The sequence below is a fragment of the Streptomyces sp. NPDC088923 genome (assembly GCF_044749745.1).
Classification (GTDB): domain Bacteria; phylum Actinomycetota; class Actinomycetes; order Streptomycetales; family Streptomycetaceae; genus Streptomyces.
Window position 1 is genome coordinate 1,318,933 of the sequence record NZ_JBIVIO010000001.1, and the last position, 20,443, is coordinate 1,339,375.

The following is a 20,443-nucleotide window of genomic DNA, read 5'->3' on the forward strand; positions in this document are numbered from 1 at the left end:
CGGTGTTCGCAGGTGGTGCGGTGTGCCGTTCCGGAGAAGATTCTGCGAAGTCGGGCCGGGCGCGCACAGTGCCGGTGTCATCACTGCACGGTGAAGAATTCATGCGCGCCCCGGGGGCGGCCCGGCGGGCCCGTCCCACGGCCCGGGGACTCGCCCCGCGGGTGCCCCGAAGCGGAACCGGGTTGCCCCGGAGCGGAGCCGGGCGGCCCCGAAGCGGACCCGGATGGTCCCGAAGCGGGCCTGGGTGGCCCCGGAGCGGACCCGGGTGGCCTCAGGTGGCCCTTTAAGCCTCCGCTTGATCTCGGTGATCGGTACGACCCGCGCGGCTACGCTCGCGGCGACAGCGCTCCAGCGGAAGAAGGCCCCTGTGAATGCCGTGACCGATCACCCGCCCTACGGCCAAGTGCTGCGGCTCGACGAGCTGTTGGGGACCGCGCGCGTCCACGACGACGACGTCGACCACGTACTCTTCCTCGCCGTCCACCAGTCCAGCGAGATCCTCTTCGCCGTCGGCCTGCGCCACCTGGAGGAGATCCGCGCCGCGCTCGACGAGGGCGACGGGGACAAGGCCGTGCGCAGGGCCGCGCCGCTGCCGCTGCTCATGTCCACGCTGACCCGGCACTTCGACGTGCTGGCGACACTCACCCCGGCCGCCTTCGAGGACATCAGGCAAGCCCTCGGGGACGCGAGCGGGTTCCAGTCCGCCCAGTTCCGTGAGATCGAGTTCCTCTGCGGCCTGCGGGATTCCCGCTATCTGACCACGCCGGGATTCACCGAGCGGGACCGCGCCCGGCTGGAGGCACGGCTCAAGGAGCGGTCGGTCGCCGAGGCGTACCGGGAGTACGTGGGCGCGTGCGCGGACCGGCCGGCCGCCGACCGGGTGCGGCTCGCCCTGCTCGCCTTCGACGAGGCCGCCACCGTCTGGCGGGCCCGGCACGCGGTACTCGCCGAGCGCTTCCTCGGCACGGCCGCGGGCACCGCGGGGTCGGAGGGCGCCGGCTACCTGTGGCGGGCCGCGTTGCGCCGGATGCTCCCCGAGGTCTGGACCCCGCTGTCATGAGTACGGGCCCCGCGCCCGCGACGCCGCCCGCGCCCGCGACGCCGCCCGCGCCCGCGACGCCGCCCGCGCCCGCGACGCCGCCCGCGCCCGCGACGCCGCCCGCGCCCGCCACACCGCCCGCGCCCGCCACACCGCCCGCGCCCGCGACGCCGCCCGCGCCCGCCACACCCCCCGCGCCCCCGGCGGACCGTACCGCGCTGGACCTGGAGTACTCGCCCAGTTCCCGCGTCCCCGACCTCGGCACCCACCTCGCGCGCTACGCCGACGACAGCGCCCGGGCCCGCGCCGTGCTTCCCGCCCGTCTCGACGTGCCCTGCGGCCCACTGCCCGAGCAGCGGTTGGACCTGTTCCCCGCGCCCGATCCGCACGCCCCGCTCTTCGTCTTCGTGCACGGCGGCTACTGGCAGGAGCTGAGCAAATCCGAAGCGGCCTTCGCCGCCGAGGACTTCGTGGCCGCCGGGATCTCCTTCGCGGCCCTGGGCTATGGCCTCGCCCCGCAGCATCGGCTGCCCGCCATCATGGCGGCCGTCAGCGACTCCCTGTGGCGCCTCGCCACGGGGGGCGTCCCTCTGCCCGTCACCCCCGCCGCCGTGCACCTCGGCGGCCACTCCGCCGGTGCCCACCTCGTCGCCCACGCCCTCGTCGAGGCGGGCGGCCGGGGCGCGGCCGGCGCGTTCGCCTCCGCGACGCTCGTCAGCGGTGTCTACGACCTGGAGCCCCTGCGGCACACCTACGTCAACGACGCCCTCGGCATGGACGCCGCCGAGGCCCGCGCGTGCGGCCTCCTGGATCGCCTGCCGACCGGGCTGCCGCCGCTCGTCGTCGCCCTCGGCGAGAACGAGACGGACGCGTTCGCCGCCCAGCATCGCCGGTTCGTCACCGCGGCGCGGGAGCGCGGCGCCGAGGTGACCGACCTGGTCGTCGCCGGACGGCACCACTTCGACCTGCCCTTCGACCTCGCCGATCCGGGCACCGCGCTGGGCGCCGCGGTGCGGCGACTGCTGTGACGCCATGCGGCAGACCCTGATCCAGAGCCTTCTGCCGCCGTCCGTCGCGGGGGCCGACACCCGCGCCGACGCCCCGGACGACACGCTGCACCCGTTGGAGCGGGCCGCGCTCCCCACCGGCGCGAGCGAGGGACGCTGCCGCGAGTTCACCACCGTCCGGGCGTGCGCCCGCGAGGCACTCGCCGCGCTCGGCCGGCCGCCCGCGCCGCTGCTTCCCGACGCGAGGGGCGTGCCGCACTGGCCGCGCGGCATCGTGGGCAGCATGACGCACTGTCGCGGATACCGGGCCGCCGTCGTGGCACGCGAAGGCGACGTGCCGGCGCTGGGCGTGGACGCGGAGCCGTGCGAGCCGCTGCGCGAGGGAGTGCTGCGCACGATCTCCCTGCCCGGGGAACGCGAGCGACTGCGTCTCCTGAGCGCCCTGCGCCACCGGCCCGAGTGCTGGGACCGGCTGCTGTTCTGCGCGAAGGAGGCCGTCTTCAAGGCGTGGTTCCCGCACACCAGGACCGAACTGGCCTTCCAGGACGTGTCGGTCGTGCTCGACGCCGCCGGACAGTCCTTCCGCGCGAGGGTCCTGGTCCCGGGCGGCCGCGAGTACACCGGGCGCTGGCTCGCGCGGGAGGGACTGCTGGCGGCGGTCGCCTTCGGCGGCGGGCCCGACCGGAGAGTTTCGGCGAGGACTTAAGGGCGTGGCCGGGCTCCGCCGCGATTCCTACGCTGGCCCCGCCCCGGAGTACGCACCGGCGCGACCTCTCCCGACCGTCGGCCGACGGACGGCAACCCCTGGAGCAGCCATGGCCCACGTACCCCACCCCAGCTCGGTGTCCGGCGCCGTGCGCCCCGTCCCCGAGGCGTCCGTCGTCCACATGATCCTCCGGCACGCGCGGACCAGGCCCGAGGCGACGGCGGTGCGATCCACCACCGCATCCCTCAGCTACGGGCAGTTGTGGCGGCGCGCGCTCGTGATCGCCGCCGCCCTGGAGGAGGCCGGGGTCGGCGCGGGGGACCGGGTGGCCCTCGTCGCCGCGAGGACGCCGGACACGGTGGCGGGGGCGCTCGCCGTGATGGCCCTCGGCGGGGCCTACGTGCCCATCGATCCCGAGCACCCCGGCGAGCGCACCGCCGCCGTCCTCGCCGGCGCGGCGCCGAAGGCGCTGCTGCACGCGGGCCCGTGGGCAGGGGGAGGAGCGTCCGCGGGCCCGCCGTCGCTCCCGTACGTCGACATGGCCGCCCTGCCGGACGCGCGGGTCCCGGACCGCGCCGACGCGCTGCCGGGCCCCGAGGACATCGCCTACGTCGTGTTCACCTCCGGCTCGACCGGCACCCCCAAGGGCGTACGGGTGCCGCACGCCTCGCTCGCCAACTACGTGTCCTGGTGCGGCGAGCTGGTGGGCACGGCGGGCACCGGCAGTCCCCTCTTCGGCAGCCTCGGCTTCGACCTGGCGATGACCTCGCTGTGGGTGCCGCTCGCGCAGGGCCGTACGGTCGTGACCGTCGCCGGGCTGTGGGACCAGGGCACGCTCTTCGGCGAGCGGGAGCGGAAGTACACGTTCGTGAAGATGACCCCCTCGCACGCCCGCTTCTTCGACGTGCTCGCCGAGCCGCCCCGCTACGACCGCGTGACCGGGCTGCTCATGTTCGGCGGCGAGGGGCTCGACCCGGCGCTCATCGCCTCGCTGGGGGACCGCGTCGAGGGCGTCCGGCTCGTCAACCACTACGGGCCCACCGAGACCACCATCGGCTCCTGCGCCTTCTCCTTCGACCGCGGGACGGTGCCCTCGACGCCGACCGTGCCGATCGGCCGGCCCGCCTGGAACACCCGGGCGTACGTCGTGGACGACGCGCTGCGTCCCGTACCGCCGGGCAGCCCGGGCGAGCTGGTCATCGCGGGACGGGCGGTCGCGGCCGGCTACCTCGGCCCGCGGCCGTCCGGCGAACGCTTCATCGACGAGGCGGATCTCGGCGGTCGGGCCGGACGCGCCTACCGCACGGGCGACGTGGTGGAACTGCGCCCGGACGGCACCCTGCTCCATCTCGGCCGCCAGGACGATCAGTTGAAGGTCAACGGGCACCGGATCGAGCTGGGGGAGCTGCGCCATCACGTGCTGTCCGTGCCGGGGGTCGCCGACGCGGCGTTCGACATCGTGCGCGGCCCCGTCGACACGCTGGAGCTGTTCGTGCGGCCCCGCGCGCAGGGCGGCGGGACCGGTGACCTCGCGGGCGAGGTCCGTACCGCGCTCGCGTCGGTGCTGCCCTCCGCGCTCGTGCCCGAGGAGGTGCACACGGTGCCCGAGATCGTCGTGAACGCCAACGGGAAGTGCGACGTGGCGGCGACGCGGCTCCGCGTGGCCTGACCGGCCCCGTCCGCCCCGCCCCGTACCGGGCCGCGGACCGGAGCGGCCCCGGCCTGTCGGCGAAGCACCTCAGCGAGCGGTCAGCGATTCGTCAGCGCGGGTCGAGATCCTCGATGAGCCCGGGGCGCGGTCCCGGGCCGGCGAAGCCGACACGACCTGGAGAGTGCGACGTGGCGAACCCCTTTGACGACCCGGACGGAACCTTCCTGGTACTGGTCAACGACGAGGACCAGCACGCCCTGTGGCCCGCGTTCGCGGAAGTGCCCGCCGGGTGGCGGGTGGTGCTCGACGCGGGCCCGCGCGACAAGGCGCTGGCATACGTCGAGGAGCACTGGACCGACCTGCGCCCGCGCAGCCTGCGCGCCGAGTCCGCCGACGCGCCGGCCGCCTGACCGGCCGGCCGGGGACAGGGCGGACTGCGGAGGTGGCAGCGGTGGAATGGGCGATCGAGGCCGAGGGCCTGAGCAAGCGGTACGACGGGCGCGAGGCGCTCGGCGGAGTCGACCTCGCGGTGCCGCCCGGCACCGTGCTCGGCCTGCTCGGGCCGAACGGGGCCGGCAAGACGACCACCGTCAGGATGCTGGCGACGCTCCTCGCACCGGACGGCGGCCGGGCCCGTGTCGCCGGGTACGACGTGGTGCGCAGCCCCGCCGAGGTCCGGCGCCGCATCGGTCTCGCCGGCCAGTACGCGGCCGTGGACGACGCGCTCACCGGACGGGAGAACCTCACCCTCATCGGGACGCTCGCCCACCTCGGCCGGCGCGCCGCCCGCGCCAGGGCGGCCGCGCTGCTCGACCGCTTCGGCCTGGCCGAGGCGGGCGACCGGCCGGCGCGCACGTACTCGGGCGGAATGCGGCGCCGCCTCGACCTCGCGGCCTGCCTGGTGGCGACGCCGTCGGTGCTCTTCCTCGACGAGCCGACCACCGGCCTCGACCCGCTCAGCCGCAGTCAGCTGTGGGACGTGGTCAAGGACCTGGTCGCCGAGGGCGTGACCGTGCTGCTGACCACCCAGTACCTGGAGGAGGCGGACATCCTGGCCGACCGGATCGCGGTCATCGACCGCGGCCGTGTCATCGCCGAGGGCGCGCCCGCCGAACTCAAGCGCACGGTGGGCGAGGAGCGGCTCGAAGTGTCCCTCACCCGGCCCGAGGGCGTGGCGCGCGCCGCGGCGGCGCTGCGCCGCGTCGCCCCGGGCGAGCCGAGCGTGGACGCCGCCGAGGGCACGGTGTCGATCGTCCTGAGCGACGGCATGGCGAGCATGGAGAGCGCCGCGGCGGCGCTGCGGCGGGCGGACGTCACCGTCGCCGACTTCGCCCTGCGCAGGCCGACGCTCGACGACGTCTTCCTCCTTCTCACGGGAGAGTCGGTCCAGCCGCACGCCGGTTGATGACGCAGGCGCGATCACGGGGGCATCCTCATGCAACGAATCCACTTCACCCCTGCCGACTTCGCACGGGTCCGGCTGAAGGCGACCGCGGGACCGCTCGTGGAGAGCGCCTTCGCGTACGGGCTGCTCGGGCGCGGCGTCGGCACGCCGTTCGCCCGCTGGCGGGGCCAGGTCGGAGAGCGGCTGGCCCGTTCACCGCTGCTGCTGACCGGCGGCAGCGCCGCCACCGGCCTCGACGGGCTCCTCGACCTCATCGAGCGCAGCGGCCGCGGCGTGAGCACCGACGGGCGCGGCGTGCCGACGAGACCGGGGCCGTCCGCGGCCGCCGGTGACCTGTCGCTGGTGTGGCGGGCGGCCGTGGCCCCGTACTGGGAGCACGTGCTCGGTTATCTGGAGGCCGAGTGCGAGGCGCGCGGCCGGGTCCTGATGACCGGCGGGGTCGAACTGCTGCTGTCCACCCTGCACTCGAAGATCTCCTGGCGGGCGCCGGTGCTGGAGATCCACGAGGGGCCCGACGAGGACATCCGGCTCGAAGGACGCGGGCTCGTGCTCGCGCCCTCGGTGTTCCTGGCGCACCGCCCGGGGCGCGTCACCCGGCGACTCGTGGAGAACGGCGGCATCGTGCTCGCCTTCGCGGCGCCTCCCGACCCCCGGCAGGCCGCCGCGCTGTGGGACGAGCCGGACGACAGCGGCGCCTCGCTCGGCGCGCTCGTCGGGCAGACCCGGGCCGCCGCGCTGCACGCCCTGCGCAGCAGTTGCACCACGACCCAGCTCGCCGACCGGCTCGGCATCTCGGCGGCGGGGGCCAGCCAGCACACCGCGGTACTGCGCCGCGCGGGTCTCATCACGACCCGCCGCATCCGCAACACGGTGCTGCACACGCTGACCCCGCTCGGCATGGCCCTCCTCAGGGGGATGTCGCCCCGCCCGGCGGCCCCCGCGCGAGCGCAGGCGCACCGCCGCCCGGCCGGCGCGGTGCAGGGACACCGCGCCCCGCGCCCGCTGACCGAGCTGTCGGTACGCGGCACTCCGGCCGCCTGAGGCGGCCGCGGCCCGGTCCGGCGCACACCCTCGCGGTGGCGCCGGACCGGGCCGCTGTGCTGTGCCCACCCAGGGGCGCGGGGCAGCGGGCACCCGACAGGCGGGGGACGCACAGGGTGGCGGGCGCACGAGGCGGTGGGGTGCCCCGGCGTCGTACGCCGTGCCGGGCACCCCACCGGGTCCGCGCCTCCCGCTACTCCTTGATGCCCGCCATGTCCCCGGGCCGCCCGCGCAGCACCGCCGCCGAGGCGAGCAGTGTCGTCGCCAGCGTCAGCGCCACCGCCCCCGCCACCACGACGGCGAGAATCCACGGCGAGCCGCCGGGCAGCGCGGTGCCGAGCACGCTCAGGCTCAGGGGGACCAGCGTGGCCCCGGCGACCAGGAGACCGAGGACGATACCGGCCAGGGCCACCAGCGAGGCCTCGACCGTCATCATGTGCAGCACCTGGCGGCGGGTGGCGCCGATGAGCCGTTGCAGCATGAACTCCTTGCGCCGCTCGGTCGTCGCCAGCACCTGGGTGTTGATCAGGGCGAGGGTCGCGTAGCCGACCACGACGCCGAGGACCAGGTAGGCCATCCACGCCTGCGTGTCGTCCGCCTCGGCCTGCGCCGCCTCCAGTACTTCCCTGCCGGACACCCGCAGGCCGGGCTGATCAGCGGCGAGCGCGGAGAGCGAGGAGATCAGCCGGTCCTTGTCCGTACCGGCCGCCGCGCGCACCATGATCTGCGGCACGAGCCCGCCGTCGGTGTGCCCGATGAGCAGCGACGCGGGGACGAGCGCGGTCTCGTAGCCGCGCCGCCCCTCGACGGTGGCGACCAGCTTCAGCTCGACCCGCGTGCCGTCACCGAGCCGCATCGGGACCAGGTCGCCGAGGGCGCGGTCCTTCGCGTCGGCGGCGGGGAGCGCCACGCTGTCGCCCTTCAGGGCGGTGAGGCTGCCGCGCGCCGCGTGGTAGGCCGTCGTACGGTCGAGGCCCTGCTCCGTGACGCCCCGCAGGGACAACTCGGTGGGCTGCGGCCCGGTGTCCTCGCCCTCGCTCGGCCGCATGGGCTCGTCGGGCTCGATGTAACCGGTCGTGGAGATCTGCGCGGTCGCCGCCGCCACGCCCGGCTGGGCACGGACCTTGTCCACGACGTCGAGCGGCAGGCCGCCGGAGTCCGAGGTCACCACGACGTCCGCGCGCACGTCCTCGTCGAACGCCCGCTGGGCGCCGTCCGATTGCGTGGTCTGCATGTAGATCAGGCCGATCGCCAGACCGCTCGCCAGCATCACCGGCATCACGGCGGAGGCCAGCCGGCCCGTCCGCGCCCGCGCGTTGTGCGCCGCGAGTTCACCGGCGAGCCCGGACACCTTGGCCGCCGGACGGCGCAGCGCGGCCACCATGGCCCGTACGACGACGGGCCCGAGGAGGCCGAAGGCGGCCGCCCACACCATCGCCGCCGGGGTCGCGACCCCCGCGGCGTCCGGACCGGCCGCACCCGCGGTGCCCCAGGCCAGGGCCACGCCGCCGACCAGGCACAGCAGGCCGACGACCAGGCGGAACGCGCTGAACCAGCGGCGCCGCAGGGTGGCTTCGGCGAGCGCCTCGGTCGGCCGGGTGCGCGCCGCGGCCTGTGCCGCGATGAAGGCCGCGCCGATCGCGGTGAGCAGAGCCGTTCCCACGCCCACGATCACCGGCACGGAACCGGCCCGGAACGCGATCGAGCCCGGCACCACCCCGGCGTCCGCGAACGCGTCCAGGAGCCAGTGGCCGAACCGGGGGCCCGGGACGACGGCGAGCCCGGTCGCGACGATCGCGAGGAAGAGCGTCTCGCCGACCACGAGCCGCCGCAACTGTCCCGGCGTCGTACCGATCGTGCGCAGCAGTGCGAGTTCGCGCTGCCGCTGCTGGATGGAGAGGCCGAGCGTGCTCGCCACCACGAAGATGGTGACCATCGCGGACAGACCGCCGAACGCGGCGGCCAGCGGGATCAGGTCGCTGCCGTCGGCCACGACGTCCGGGTCCTCGGCGCGGCCGCGGTCGTCGCCGGTCAGGACGGTGATCGGGGAGTCGCCGACGAGGTCGCGGACGGCGGAGGCGATGTCCGCGCTCCGCGCGCCGGCGGCGGGGAAGACACCGATGTTGTCGACCGTGCCGGCCCGCCCGCTGACCGCGGCGGCCTCGGCGTCGCGGAGGAAGACGTCCGTGCCGTCGTCGGGGCCGGTGGCCAGGCCCGAGACCTGGTAGCTCTCGCGCGTGCCGTGGACGAGGAGCTGGACGTGGTCGCCGGTGCGGACGCCCGCCTGCCGGGCGAGGGCCTCGCCGAGCACGGCCTGGCCGTCCGCGGCCGGCGCCGAGCCGCCGGTCAGCTTGTACGGGGAGAGCCTGGCGGAGGACCAGCCGTGTCCCGTGACCTTGCCGCCCTTGGCGAGGGCGGCGGGGAACGACAGGTCGGGCACCGCCGCTCCGACGCCGGGCAGCCCGGCGATCTTCCGCGTCAACGCGCCGTCCATGTGCAGGCGTTCGGGGAAGACGAGTTCCTGCTGGGTGTACTCGTACCGCTGGTCGCCGGTGACGACGACGGGCGCGGAGGACAGGCGGTGCGGCGGTGCCGCGTTGTGGATGCCGGTCTCCAGGAGCCCGCCCGCGCCGATGACGATGACGGCACCGAAGAACAGGCCGATGAACGAGGCGATGAACCCGCCCTTGTGGAAGCGCAGGGTGCGCAGCGCGATGCGGATCATCGGCGCACCCCGAGCCCTGTCTCCCGGATCGCGAGCGGGTCGCCCCACGTGCCCAGCAGCCGCATCTGCTCCGTGACCTGCTCCACGGTCGGCCGGTCGAGCGCGCCGTTGAGCCTGCCGTCGGCGAGGAACAGCACGCGGTCCGCGTACGCCGCGGCCACCGGGTCGTGCGTGACCATCACGAGCGTCTGCCCCGCGACGTCCACCGACTGCCGCAGCAGCGTGAGGACATCGGCGGCGGTACGGGTGTCCAGGGCGCCGGTCGGCTCGTCGCCGAACAGGACGGCGGGCCGGGTGACGAGCGCGCGCGCGATGGCGACGCGCTGCTGCTGCCCACCGGAGAGCTCGCCGGGGCGGCTGCGCCGCTTGCCGGAGAGGCCGACCTGTTCGAGGATCTCGTCCACGAACTGCTTCTTGGGGCGGGTCCCGGCCAGGCGCAGCGGCAGGGTCACGTTGTCGACCACGCTCAGCGCGGGCAGGAGGTTGAACGCCTGGAAGACGAAGCCGATGCGCTCGCGCCGGAACTTGGTCAGGCGCTTCTCGCGCAGTCCCGCGAGGTCCACGCCGTCCAGGTGGACGGCACCCGAGGTCGGGTGGTCGAGGCCGGCCGCGCAGTGCAGGAAGGTCGACTTGCCCGATCCGGAAGGGCCCATGACGGCGGTGAAGGTACCCCTCTCCAGGCTGATGCTGACGTTGTCGAGTGCCGTCACTCGATTCTTTGAGCCGCCGTAGACCCGGCTGACGGAGTCGAGCCGGACGACGGGCTGGGCCTGCGGGTCCTCTGTCCCGTTCATGGGTTTCCTTAAGAGTGTGGAGCGGGGGGCTTGATCGGGGTGCGGGGCGTGCCCTCCCTGCGGGTGGGCGCGCCCCGCACCGGTGGTCAGGTGGTCGCGGGCCAGGCGGCGAACCGCCGCAGCCCGTACAGGAGCGGGGGTCGTCCGCTCAGGCGGGTGACCGCCCGGACACGCCCGTAGACCGTCACGTGGTCCCCCATGCGCTGGGTGACGGCCACGGTGCAGTCGGCGATGGTGTGCGCGTCCCTGAGCAGGTGCGGTCCGGCGTCGTCGGCGGCGCGTCTCCAGGGGGTGACCCGGAACCGTTCGGGGTCACCGGAGGCGAACAGTTCGGCGACGCCCTGCGCCTCCTCGTGCAGCAGGTTCACGGCGAACTCCCCCGAGGCGAGGACGGCCTGAAGGGTGGGGCTGCCCTCGCGCAGGCACACCAGGAGGGTCGGGGGCTTCAGCGCGACGCTGCACACCGAGGAGCACGTCATGCCCCGGGGTTCGCCGTCGAGGTCCTCCGCGGCGATCACGGCGACCCCGCTGGGGAAGCCGCTCATCATCGTGCGGAAGTCGTCGGAGACGGCCGTGGCGCCGGGCGCGGCGGTCGCGGTCGCCGCCCGCAGGGCGGACGGGTTCGTCGGCTGGCGTGTGGGTTGGCTCATCGGGTACCGCTTTCTGCCGCGAGGGCGACCGGTTCGGCGGCGGGAGCGGGCTCGGGACCGCGCCCGCCGCTGTCGAGGAGGCCGAGCAGCGCACCCGTCGCCGCGGTGGTGAGCACCGCCATCAGCGTCAGGGCGAGCACCAGGGGAGCGGTGAGAATCCCCGCGGCGAACCCGGCTTGGAGCACGATCAGTTCGGTGAGCCCGCGGGCGTTCATCAGCACACCGATGCGGCGGGACTCCCCGCGCGGCTGCCCGGCGCGGCGCGCCCCCAGGTAGCCGCCGACGCCCTTGCCCGCACAGGCGAGCACGAGGGTCACTCCGATCAGCGCCCAGGAGACGTGCGAGAAGGCCTCGTCGAGAACGGTGATGCCGGTGACGACGAAGAACGCCGGCACGAGCACGCGCCCCACTCGTGTCAGCCGGGCGACGGCGGGGGTCCAGGCGGTGGTCTCCCCGGCGGGTATCGCGAGACCCACCAGGGCGGCGCCGAGGATCGCCGTCATGCCGAGGTGCTCCACGGTCAGGGCGATGGCGAGGGCCGCCGCGCCGAGCAGTACGGCGGCCGCGCGTGGCCGCCGGGCGCACGCCCGTCCGGCCGCGGGTGTGCGCACCACGTACCGCACGGCGAGCGCGCCCGCGGCGCCGAACCCCAGCGCGAGGACGGAGCGCAGGAAGCCCGTGAGGCTTCCCGAGCCCAGACTGATCGCGAGCATGCACAGCAGCCAGCCGACCGCGTCGATGGTGACCGCCGCGGCCAGCGCGAGCCGCCCGGCCGAGGTGGCGCTCAGGCCCCGGTCGGCCAGTATCCGGGCCATGACCGGTACGGCGGTGATGGACAGCGTCACGGCGACCATCAGGACGAACGCGGGGAGCGGGGCCGCTCCCCGTACCGCCGGGTCGTCCTGGAGCAGTACGAACCCGGCGAGCAGGGTGCCCGCGAGGAGCGGGGGAACGAGCGCCCCGGCCGCCACCCACAGCGTGGCCCGCCGCGTGACGCCGGAACCGGCCCGCAACTCGTGGGCGAGACCGACCAGGAAGAGCACGAGCCCGGCCTTGGCGACGAGCTTCAGGGCGTCGAGCGCGGCGGCGGGCAGGACCGCGTCGAACGTCTCCCGCCCGAGCAGGTGCAGCGCGGCGGGCCCGAGCAGCAGGCCCCCGACGATCTCGCCGATCACCTCGGGCTGGCGCAAGCGCCGCGCCGTGGCGCGCCCGGCGCGGGCGAGCAGCAGGACGGCGGCGAGCAGGGCCGCCAAGTGGGCGGCGCGTAACAGGATCTGAAGGGAATCCATCGCGTGCGAGCTCCCGGCCGCGGGCGGTCAGTGCTGCGCGGCGAAGTAGTCGTAGGCCGTGGGCAGCGTCTCGGCGAGGCGGTGCGTCTTGGCGCGGATCGCCTCGAACTCCCGCTCGGCCGGGCCGGGGTCGGCCAGCGAGAGGGCGGGGGAGGGCTGCGTCTCGATGCCGCCCATGCCGAGCAGGATGCACATGTAGGAGTAGGGCGGCAGGCCGTGGTAGTAGGGGTAGATCGTCTCCGAGTCGGGGAGCTGGGTCTTCCACTTCTCGATGCGGGCCGACAACTCCTCGGGCACGCGCCGGTTCTTCGCGTCGCGCCAGTACTGGGTGTCGTCGCGCTTCGCCGCCTGGTAGTGCAGGACGAGGAACTCCCGTATGCCTTCCATGACATGGGCGACGGAGTCGTTGTAGAGGTCCCGCTGGACCGGGTTCCAGGACTCGTCGGGGAAGTTCTTGGCGAGCTGCTCGATGGCGTGGTGGATGAAGAAGATGCCGGTGGACTCCAGCGGCTCGACGAACCCGCTCGACAGGCCGATCGCGACGCAGTTGTTGACCCAGGAGTTCTCGCTGCGGCCGACGCGCATCTTGATGTGGTTCGCCTTGACGCCGTCGGCGGCGGGGCCGACGAACTCGCGCAGGGTGCGCTCGGCCTCCTCCGGGGAGAGGTAGTCCTTGGCGTAGACGTAGCCGGTGCCGATGCGGCCCATCAGCGGGATCGTCCAGATCCAGCCCGCGTCCTGCGCGGTGGCGGTGGTGCACGGCAGGATGCCGCGGGCCTTCATGTCCTGCGGGACCTGGAGGGCGACCGCGCTGTCGTTGGGCAGCGTGTCCGCGTAGGAGATGAACGGGGTCTCCAGGGCCTGGTTCAGGAGCAGGCCGCGGAAGCCGGTGCAGTCGACGAAGAGGTCGCCCCCGATGTCGCCGTGCCCGGCCGTGGTCACGCCGGTGATCCAGCCGCGTTCGTCGAGGTTGACCTTCTCGACGTCGTCGGTGATGTGCGTGACGCCGCGCTCGACCGCGTACGTGGTCAGGTACTTGGCGAGCAGCGCCGCCTCGAACTGGTAGGCGTAGGGGAACTGCGTCTTGCCCTGGTGCTCGGACATGGTGAGGCCCTGCATCTCGTCCGCGCCCTCGACGAAGGGCTGGTCGATGAGCGAGCCGTCGAGGTGGCGGGGGCTGAGCCCGGCGTCGATGACGGAGGGCATGACGAAGCAGTCCTTGTCGAACCGGTCCGTCGGGCCGTTCTTGAGCCACCAGTCGGTCAGCGGGAAGCCGTTGACCGACCTCATCTGCTCGAACGGGTGGTAGAAGTGGTGCCCCTTCTCGCGCCAGTCCTCGAACCGGACCGCGAGCTTGTACGTGGCGTTGCACGCCGGCATCCAGTCCTTCTCCTTGAGCCCGAGGAACTCGAAGAAGTGCCGGATGTCGCTGAACGTCGCCTCACCGACGCCGACCGCGCCGACGTTGCCGGATTCCACCAGCGTGATGTCGATCCGGTCCCCGAAGGCGGCCTTGAAGTACGAGGCGGTCATCCACCCCGCCGTTCCGCCGCCGACGATCACAAGTCTGTTGAGCATGAGATGTCTCCTGTTCACTGACCGACTTCCCGTACACGGGAGGAGCCTAGGAACGGGAACGGGGGGTGCGACAGGTGATGAAGTCAGCGCTGAAACACGCACGTCGAAACGGTTCGGCGGCAGGAATTCCCGGCGTCAGCGAACCGTCAGTGAGATTCGGGATTATGCCTGCGCGCCGCGCGCCCAGCAAGGGTCATACCACGCGAGTGCCCGAGGGCGACGCGGATGGTATTTCCCCCGAACGGTGGACGCGGGCCATATTTGGGCCCTCAACCGACGAGTACGGGGGCGTGACTCAGTGGACATTCAGGTGCTCGGTTCTGTTTCAGTGCGGTACGGCAGCCGGCCGCACACCGTGGGCTCGAAGCGGCTCACGGCGATCCTCGCGCTCCTCGCGCTGTCGCCGGGGCGCGCCGTCTCCGCCGACCAGCTGGAGGACGAGCTGTGGGCGGGCCGCCCGCTCGCCAACGCGCGCAACGCGCTCCAGGCCAGTGTCGGCAGGCTGCGCAGACACCTGTGCGCGATCACGGGGCGGCCCGGGGACGAGCTCATCCGTACCACCGCGAGCGGCTACCAACTCGACGTTCCAGCCCATCTGGTGGACGCGCAGCGCTTCCGCGAGCAGGCCGCGGGCGGTTCCGCCCTCGTGGCGCGCGACCCGGCGCTGGCCGCGCTCGCGCTGGAGGACGCCTTGGCCCTGTGGCGGGGGCCGGCCCTGATGGACGTGCACGACGGCCTGCGCCTGCGCATCGCCGCGGCCGATCTGGAGGAGCGGCGGATCACCGCGTACGAGGACCTGATCACCGCGCGCCTGGCGGTGGACCCGCGCGGCATCTCGCTGCCGGAGCTGCGCGCGATCGCCGCCGAGCACCCCGAGAGGGAGCGCCTGAGCGAGCTGTTGATGCTGGCGCTGTACCACGCGGGGCGTCAGTCGGAGGCGCTCGACGTGTTCCACCGCGCCCGCCGCAGGCTCGCCGAGGAAATGGGGCTCGAACCGGGCCGCGCGCTGCACCGCGCCTATCAGGCGATCCTGGAACAGGACGACGCGCTCGGGGAACCGCGACGGGTTCTCGCCGCTCTCTGAACAACCGCTGACGGAACCCTGAGTGCGGGCTGAACACGCTTTGCCGTTCGCCGGGCCGCCGTTACCGTGGAAGGCAATGAATGTCCGCCCGCCCGGCCCCGCTCTTCTCGCGGGCCGGGCGGGCGGAATTCTTCTGTCGGCTCGGGAATGTGAGGCGGCTCATGGACATCGAATTACGGCACGCCCGGATCGTTGTCACGATCAGCGAGGCCGGGAGTATTTCCCGTGGCGCGAGCGAACTGAATCTTCCGCAGCCGAGCCTCACCGCGCAACTCAAGCGGATCGAGAAGGCCGTCGGCGGTGACCTCTTCGTGCGCTCGCCCAGCGGTGTGGCGCCCTCGCCGCTGGGCGAGCGGCTGATCCCGCTCTTCGGGGATCTCGTGGCGCGGGCCGACGAGGTCATCGCCCAGGCGAACTCGGCCACCGCGGGCCATGTGCGACTGGGCAACACCGAGTGGACCCCGCCGGCCCTCGCCGCCGCCCTGCAGGGGGTGTTGCCCGGCAACGTCGTGGCGACCGAGACGCTCTCACCGGCCGCCGCGCTCGCCGGTGTGCGCCGCGGCGTGCTCTCCGCGGCGATCGTCTCGGGCCGGGCCCGGCTTGCCGGGCCCGATCCCGGCGTCGCGGAGCCGGCCCTCGGCAGCGTCGTGGTGCTGCGCGAGCCCGTGTGGCTGGCGCTGCCCGCGCTGCCGGAACGGACCGAGGAGGTCTGGGTGCGGTACTCGCGGGAGCACTGGCTGCACACCGTCGAGGAACGCATGTTCACCGGGGCGGGCCGGGCGGGACCGGCCCAGGTGCCCCACCACGTCAGCACGCAGCGCGAGGCGATGATCTGGGTGCGCGACAGCGGGGCCCGCGCCCTGGCCACCCCCTCCGGGGCCACCGCCGACGTGCGCCTGCGGCCCCTCGCCGACACCGAACTCGTCGAGATGCTCCTGGTGTGGCGGCGCGGCGGGGTCACCGAGGAGACCCTGCGGCTGCTCGTGGAAGCCGTCCGCGACTACTACTGCGCCTACGCGCGCACCGTCCCCGGCTACTGGGACTGGCTGGTCGCGCACCGCGCCGAACTCCCCGAACTCCAGCCGTGGCTGCCGCGGCCACCAGGGGCTCGCGAGCCGGGGCCAGAGCCTGTCAGCAAGTCATCAGTGAACGGTCAGCGGGTTCGGCCAGCATCGTTGACATGACGACAACGCAGCAGCTCAGCGACAAGGACCGTGCCGAGATCAAGGGCATCATCTGCGACATCCTGGAGATCGAGCCGGAGGAGATGACCGGCACGAGCCGCTTCAAGGAGGACCACGAGGCGGACTCCATGGGCGCCATCGAGATCCTCTCCCAGCTGGAGCGGGCCTTCGGTATCGACATCGACCAGGCGGAGCTGTCCCGCATGGTCAACCTGGACGGCGTCGTGACCGTGGTCGGTGAGGCCGTCGCGGCCAAGCTCGCCCGGGCCAACTAGCCCTCGATCCAAGGATTGCGAGGGGAGCGGACGGTGTACGACGACGAGCAAGCGCCGCGCCGGGTGGTCATCACCGGCCTCGGCACGGTCACGAGTATCGGGCTCGGGGCCCCGGCCTTCCTGGACGGACTGCGGTCGGGGCGCAGCGGGGTCAAGCCGATCACGGCCTTCGACACGACCGGTTTCGCGCACGCCAACGCGTGCGAGGTGGCCGACTTCGAGCCGGGGGACTGGATTCACCACGTCGACCCGCGGGAGCTGGGCCGTGCGACGCAGTTCGCCGTGGCGGCGGCCAACATGGCCGTCGCGGACGCGGGACTGAGCGCGCGGGAGCTGCGCGAGCGCAGGATGCTGGTCTCGGTCGGCACCACGGACGCCGAGTCCCGCGACCTCGACACCCTGGTCGGCGTCCAGCTCGCGGAAGGCGCGGGGAACTGGACGCCGACCGTGGCCCGCCGGGCCCAGGCGGGCCGGCTGTCCAGCGGCATCGTCCGGGAACTGGGCCTCGTCGATGTCGAGGCCCTCACCATCCCGACCGCCTGCGCGGCGGGGAACTACGCGATCGGCAGCGGCTTCGACGCCATCCGGCACGGTGAGGTGGAGGCGGCCCTGTGCGGCGGTGCCGACGCCGTCTGCCGCAAGACCTTCACCGGCTTCTACCGGCTCGGCACGATAGCCCCCGAGGTCAGCCAGCCCTTCGACATCGACCGCAAGGGCATCCTCACCGGCGAGGGCGCGGGCGTCCTCCTCCTGGAGAGCCTGGAGTCGGCGCTCGCGCGCGGGGCCCGGATCTACGCGGAGGTCCTCGGCTACGGCCTCAACTGCGACGCCCACCACCCCGTGGCGCCCGACCAGGACAGCCTGGCGCGCTGCATGGAGGTGGCACACCGCAACGCGGGGGTGACCGAGGACGACATCGACTTCATCTCCGCGCACGGTACGGGGACACGGGCCAACGACGTGACGGAGGCCGGCGCCATCCGGCAGGTGTTCGCCACCCCGCCGCCCACGATCTCCATCAAGTCCATGATCGGTCACTCCATGGGCGCGGCCAGCGCCCTCGCCGCGGCGGCCTGCGCCCTCGCCATCACGGAGGGCTTCATCCCGCCGACCATCAACCACCGCGAGACCGACCCCGAGTGCGGCCTCGACTGCGTGCCCAACGAGGCCCGTCCGGCCGAGCTGGACGTCGTGCAGAACAACGCGCTCGCCTTCGCGGGCAACAACGCCGTGCTGATCCTCGGCCGCATGCACCGCGCGGACCGTGCGGAGCTCGTGAAGGAGGCCGCGTGATGCCGTCCCTCGTCCTCTCCGCCTGGTCGGCCATCTCCCCCTACGGCGTGGGCAACGAGCCCTTGCGGCAGGGGCTCGCCGAGGGCCGCGACGCCCTCGTGCCCCTCGACCGCGAGCAGTACGAGGCGCCCTTCGCCCGGGCCGGCCTCGTGCCGGGCTTCACGGCCGCCGAGTACGTCGGCAAGAAGGGCACCCGCACCATGGACCGGGTGACCGCGCTCGCGGTCACCGCGGTCGGCGGGCTCGTCGGGGTCGTCGCCGAGGAGCTGGCGGAGCGGCCCGAGCAGACCGCCCTGGTCCTCGGCACCGGTTCCGGCAGCGTCCAGAGCATCATGGACTTCACGAAGGACTCCCTCACCGGGGAGCGCCCCTACCACGTGGAAGCGGCCCGTTTCCCGAACACCGTGATGAACAGGGCGGCCGGCCAGAGCGCCATCTGGCACCACATCAAGGGCCCCAACACCACCGTCGCGGGCGGCTCGTTGACGGGACTGCTCGCGCTGAGCTACGCGCTCCGGCTGCACCGGGGCGGCCACTGCGGCCGCGTGCTCTGCGGAGCGGCGGAGGAGTTCTCCACGCAGCGGGCCTGGCTGGAGTGGCACGGACGGGCCGAGGAGGAGCGGGAGACGCCGCTCGGCGAGGGCGCGGCCGTGTTCCTCGTGGAGCCGGCCGAGGAGGCCGCCGCCGCGGGACGCACCGCCCTCGCGCGCGTCGCGGGCGTCCGCTTCCGCGCCTACCGCACGCCCGACGGGGCCCGTGAGGCCCTCACCACGTGTGTGCGCGAGACGCTGGAGGCGGCGGGCACGAGCCCCGCGGGCGTCCGGTTCGTCGCGCCGCTCGGAGGCGGTGGGAAGCGCGCCGCCGAGGAGGAGCAGGCCGTCACCGACGCCCTGCCCGGTGCGCGTCCCGAGTGGCTGCGCCTGCGCGGACTCCTCGGCGACACCTCGGCGGCGGCCACCGCCCTGCAACTGGCCGCCGTGCTCGCCGCGGCCGGCGAGCGGGGCCTCGGCCCCGGCGAAGCGGCACTGGTCACCGGTGTCGAGCAGGACGGCCAGGTCGGCTGTGCCGTGTTCACCGGCGCCTGACCGGACGGCCCGCGCCGGCCGGTGGAACCACCTCTGAGCCCACAGGAGAGACAAGCATGTCCGCAACCGATCGTCCCGTCGCCCTCGTCAGCGGCGGCTCGCGCGGCATCGGCCGCCACGTCGTGACCCGGCTCGCCCGCGACGGCTACGACGTGGCCTTCTGCTACCGGTCCGACAAGGCCGCCGCCGACGCGGTCGCCGAAGAGGCCGTGGCGGCGGGCGCCCGCGTGCACGCGGCCCGCGTGGACGTGTCCGACCACGAGGCCGTACGCGCCTTCGTCAAAGCCGTCGAGGGCGAACTCGGCCCGCTGCGGACCGTGGTGTCCTGCGCGGGCATCGTCAGGGACAACCCGCTCGTCCTCCTCTCCCCGGACGACTGGGACGCGGTCCTGCGGACCAATCTCGACGGCACGTACCACCTGTGCAAGGCGGCGGTCTTCGCGATGATGAAGCGCAAGGCCGGTTCCGTCATCACCCTCTCCTCGGTGGCCGGTGTCCACGGGAACGCCACCCAGACCAACTACTCGGCGACCAAGGCCGGGATCATCGGCTTCACCAAGGCACTCGCCAAGGAGACCGGTCGCTACGGCATCCGCGTCAACGCCGTGGCGCCCGGGTTCATCGACACCGACATGCTCTCCGGCCTCGCCGACGACCACGTCGAGAACATGGCGCGGCGCATCCCGCTCGGCCGCCTCGGACGCCCCGAGGAGGTCGCCGACCTGGTGGCGTTCCTCGCGTCCGACCGCGCCTCGTACATCACAGGACAGGTACTCGGAGTCGACGGCGGCCTCGTCGTCTGACCGGAAGGGGGCGCCACCATGCCCAGGAACAAGACGCCACGGTTCTACTTCTCGCTGCGCAGCCCCTACTCCTGGCTCGCCTACCGCAAGGTGATGACCGAGCACAGGGACCTCGCCGAGCGCCTCGAATGGGTGCCGTTCTTCGAGCCCGACCCGCTCAGCGCCCGCCTGCTGGAGGAACAGGGCGGCAGGTTCCCGTACTCGGAGATGTCCCGCGAGAAGAACCGCTACGTGTTGCAGGACGTCGGCCGCCTCACCAAGGCCCTCGGGATCGAGGTCACGTGGCCGGTGGACAGGGACCCGGTGTGGGAGGTGCCGCACCTGGCCTATCTCGTCGCCGCCCGGCAGGGGCGCGGCCACGACTACATCGACGCCGTGTACCGGGCCAGGTTCGGCGAAGGACGCGATATCTGCGACCGCAACACGATCGAGGACATCGGCAGGGAACTCGGTATCGACCCGCACCCGCTGTCCCGTGCCGCCGACCGGCCCGAGGAGCGCGCCGAAGGCATCCGGATTCTCCTGGACGTCTGCAAGGACGGCGTCTTCGGCGTCCCGTTCCTCGTGCACGGCTACACCCGCTACTGGGGCATCGACCGGCTCGACGCCTTCGTCGAGCACCTGCGCTCCCAGGAGGAGCCCGCCGCCTCGGTGCCGCGCGAGCTGACCGCCGTCGGCATGGGCACGGCCACCGACGACGGCCACGCGGGCGGCTGCGGCTGACCCGCTCGCCCCCACCCGCGCCCGCTCCCACCCTCACCCGCGCCCGCCCCCACGCGCGCCCCCCACCTCCACCACGCCTCGCTCATCGCTTCGCGGTGCGACTTCAGTGAC

The 20,443-nt window shown here is 73.7% G+C and carries 19 protein-coding genes; 14 read left to right on the forward strand and 5 right to left on the reverse strand.

Annotated elements, in window-relative coordinates:
* The first annotated feature begins 367 nt into the window (after positions 1–367).
* From ACIP4O_RS06255 to ACIP4O_RS06285, 7 genes are all read left to right on the forward strand, one after another.
* Positions 368–1,060 (forward strand): tryptophan 2,3-dioxygenase family protein, encoded by a 693-nt coding sequence (locus ACIP4O_RS06255; RefSeq protein ID WP_401572108.1) that lies wholly within the window; start codon positions 368–370, stop codon positions 1,058–1,060.
* Positions 1,057–2,067, forward strand: coding sequence for an alpha/beta hydrolase (locus ACIP4O_RS06260; protein WP_401572111.1), 1,011 nt, complete (start codon positions 1,057–1,059; stop codon positions 2,065–2,067). The genes ACIP4O_RS06255 and ACIP4O_RS06260 overlap by 4 nt, the downstream gene beginning before the upstream one ends.
* A gap of 4 nt (positions 2,068–2,071) precedes the next feature.
* Positions 2,072–2,752: a 4'-phosphopantetheinyl transferase gene (locus ACIP4O_RS06265; RefSeq protein ID WP_401572113.1), complete on the forward strand. Its 681-nt coding sequence runs from the start codon at positions 2,072–2,074 to the stop codon at positions 2,750–2,752.
* Positions 2,753–2,861: 109 nt separating this feature from the next.
* Positions 2,862–4,421: an amino acid adenylation domain-containing protein gene (locus tag ACIP4O_RS06270; RefSeq protein ID WP_401572115.1), complete on the forward strand. Its 1,560-nt coding sequence runs from the start codon at positions 2,862–2,864 to the stop codon at positions 4,419–4,421.
* A gap of 170 nt (positions 4,422–4,591) precedes the next feature.
* On the forward strand, positions 4,592–4,813 hold the full coding sequence (locus tag ACIP4O_RS06275) for an MbtH family protein (protein ID WP_401572118.1): 222 nt from the start codon (positions 4,592–4,594) through the stop codon (positions 4,811–4,813).
* 41 nt (positions 4,814–4,854) lie between these two features.
* On the forward strand, positions 4,855–5,808 hold the full coding sequence (locus ACIP4O_RS06280; RefSeq protein ID WP_401573856.1) for an ATP-binding cassette domain-containing protein: 954 nt from the start codon (positions 4,855–4,857) through the stop codon (positions 5,806–5,808).
* A gap of 30 nt (positions 5,809–5,838) precedes the next feature.
* Positions 5,839–6,849 (forward strand): ArsR/SmtB family transcription factor, encoded by a 1,011-nt coding sequence (locus tag ACIP4O_RS06285; RefSeq protein ID WP_401572121.1) that lies wholly within the window; start codon positions 5,839–5,841, stop codon positions 6,847–6,849.
* Between the two features lie 193 nt (positions 6,850–7,042).
* Here ACIP4O_RS06285 and ACIP4O_RS06290 read toward each other — a convergent pair whose 3' ends face one another.
* The 5 genes from ACIP4O_RS06290 to ACIP4O_RS06310 form a co-directional block, all read right to left on the reverse strand.
* A complete protein-coding gene (locus ACIP4O_RS06290; protein WP_401572124.1) occupies positions 7,043–9,574 on the reverse strand; it encodes an ABC transporter permease in 2,532 nt (843 codons plus the stop codon).
* Complete coding sequence (locus ACIP4O_RS06295; protein WP_401572126.1) at positions 9,571–10,368, reverse strand: ABC transporter ATP-binding protein; 798 nt, start codon at positions 10,366–10,368, stop codon at positions 9,571–9,573. Before ACIP4O_RS06295 ends, ACIP4O_RS06290 begins: the two co-directional genes overlap by 4 nt.
* A gap of 86 nt (positions 10,369–10,454) precedes the next feature.
* On the reverse strand, positions 10,455–11,018 hold the full coding sequence (locus ACIP4O_RS06300) for a flavin reductase family protein (RefSeq protein WP_361320690.1): 564 nt from the start codon (positions 11,016–11,018) through the stop codon (positions 10,455–10,457).
* Positions 11,015–12,307, reverse strand: a complete 1,293-nt coding sequence (locus tag ACIP4O_RS06305; RefSeq protein ID WP_401572129.1) for a cation:proton antiporter — start codon at positions 12,305–12,307, stop codon at positions 11,015–11,017. Before ACIP4O_RS06305 ends, ACIP4O_RS06300 begins: the two co-directional genes overlap by 4 nt.
* Before the next feature lie 27 nt (positions 12,308–12,334).
* Positions 12,335–13,885 carry a tryptophan halogenase family protein gene (locus tag ACIP4O_RS06310; RefSeq protein ID WP_401572132.1) on the reverse strand — a complete coding sequence of 517 codons (1,551 nt, stop codon included), beginning with the start codon at positions 13,883–13,885 and terminating at the stop codon, positions 12,335–12,337.
* Positions 13,886–14,183: 298 nt separating this feature from the next.
* Here ACIP4O_RS06310 and ACIP4O_RS06315 point away from each other — a divergent pair, with 298 nt between their 5' ends.
* The 7 genes from ACIP4O_RS06315 (at position 14,184) to ACIP4O_RS06345 (ending at position 20,332) form a co-directional block, all read left to right on the forward strand.
* A complete protein-coding gene (locus ACIP4O_RS06315; protein ID WP_401572133.1) occupies positions 14,184–14,969 on the forward strand; it encodes a BTAD domain-containing putative transcriptional regulator in 786 nt (261 codons plus the stop codon).
* A 161-nt stretch (positions 14,970–15,130) separates the two neighbouring features.
* Entirely contained in the window at positions 15,131–16,153 is a 1,023-nt protein-coding gene (locus tag ACIP4O_RS06320) for a LysR family transcriptional regulator (RefSeq protein WP_401572136.1), read from the forward strand.
* Entirely contained in the window at positions 16,150–16,428 is a 279-nt protein-coding gene (locus tag ACIP4O_RS06325) for an acyl carrier protein (RefSeq protein ID WP_361320700.1), read from the forward strand. The genes ACIP4O_RS06320 and ACIP4O_RS06325 overlap by 4 nt, the downstream gene beginning before the upstream one ends.
* 33 nt (positions 16,429–16,461) lie before the next feature.
* Positions 16,462–17,721: a beta-ketoacyl-[acyl-carrier-protein] synthase family protein gene (locus tag ACIP4O_RS06330; protein WP_401572139.1), complete on the forward strand. Its 1,260-nt coding sequence runs from the start codon at positions 16,462–16,464 to the stop codon at positions 17,719–17,721.
* Positions 17,721–18,806, forward strand: a complete 1,086-nt coding sequence (locus ACIP4O_RS06335; RefSeq protein ID WP_401572142.1) for a beta-ketoacyl synthase N-terminal-like domain-containing protein — start codon at positions 17,721–17,723, stop codon at positions 18,804–18,806. The genes ACIP4O_RS06330 and ACIP4O_RS06335 overlap by 1 nt, the downstream gene beginning before the upstream one ends.
* Positions 18,807–18,862: 56 nt before the next feature.
* Positions 18,863–19,609: a 3-oxoacyl-[acyl-carrier-protein] reductase gene (gene fabG / locus ACIP4O_RS06340; RefSeq protein WP_361320706.1), complete on the forward strand. Its 747-nt coding sequence runs from the start codon at positions 18,863–18,865 to the stop codon at positions 19,607–19,609.
* A gap of 18 nt (positions 19,610–19,627) precedes the next feature.
* A complete protein-coding gene (locus ACIP4O_RS06345) occupies positions 19,628–20,332 on the forward strand; it encodes a 2-hydroxychromene-2-carboxylate isomerase (protein ID WP_401572145.1) in 705 nt (234 codons plus the stop codon).
* Positions 20,333–20,443: the final 111 nt, after the last annotated feature.

What these genes read in the sequence shown, in the direction of transcription:
- ACIP4O_RS06260 (WP_401572111.1), top strand. Translation starts at nt 1,057, where the DNA reads ATGAGTACGGGCCCCGCGCCCGCGACGCCGCCCGCGCCCGCGACGCCG.
- ACIP4O_RS06265 (WP_401572113.1), top strand. Translation starts at nt 2,072, where the DNA reads ATGCGGCAGACCCTGATCCAGAGCCTTCTGCCGCCGTCCGTCGCGGGG.
- ACIP4O_RS06270 (WP_401572115.1), top strand. Translation starts at nt 2,862, where the DNA reads ATGGCCCACGTACCCCACCCCAGCTCGGTGTCCGGCGCCGTGCGCCCC.
- ACIP4O_RS06285 (WP_401572121.1), top strand. Translation starts at nt 5,839, where the DNA reads ATGCAACGAATCCACTTCACCCCTGCCGACTTCGCACGGGTCCGGCTG.
- ACIP4O_RS06290 (WP_401572124.1), bottom strand. Translation starts at nt 9,574, where the DNA reads ATGATCCGCATCGCGCTGCGCACCCTGCGCTTCCACAAGGGCGGGTTC.
- ACIP4O_RS06295 (WP_401572126.1), bottom strand. Translation starts at nt 10,368, where the DNA reads ATGAACGGGACAGAGGACCCGCAGGCCCAGCCCGTCGTCCGGCTCGAC.
- ACIP4O_RS06300 (WP_361320690.1), bottom strand. Translation starts at nt 11,018, where the DNA reads ATGAGCCAACCCACACGCCAGCCGACGAACCCGTCCGCCCTGCGGGCG.
- ACIP4O_RS06305 (WP_401572129.1), bottom strand. Translation starts at nt 12,307, where the DNA reads ATGGATTCCCTTCAGATCCTGTTACGCGCCGCCCACTTGGCGGCCCTG.
- ACIP4O_RS06310 (WP_401572132.1), bottom strand. Translation starts at nt 13,885, where the DNA reads ATGCTCAACAGACTTGTGATCGTCGGCGGCGGAACGGCGGGGTGGATG.
- ACIP4O_RS06320 (WP_401572136.1), top strand. Translation starts at nt 15,131, where the DNA reads ATGGACATCGAATTACGGCACGCCCGGATCGTTGTCACGATCAGCGAG.
- ACIP4O_RS06325 (WP_361320700.1), top strand. Translation starts at nt 16,150, where the DNA reads ATGACGACAACGCAGCAGCTCAGCGACAAGGACCGTGCCGAGATCAAG.
- ACIP4O_RS06335 (WP_401572142.1), top strand. Translation starts at nt 17,721, where the DNA reads ATGCCGTCCCTCGTCCTCTCCGCCTGGTCGGCCATCTCCCCCTACGGC.
- fabG (WP_361320706.1), top strand. Translation starts at nt 18,863, where the DNA reads ATGTCCGCAACCGATCGTCCCGTCGCCCTCGTCAGCGGCGGCTCGCGC.
- ACIP4O_RS06345 (WP_401572145.1), top strand. Translation starts at nt 19,628, where the DNA reads ATGCCCAGGAACAAGACGCCACGGTTCTACTTCTCGCTGCGCAGCCCC.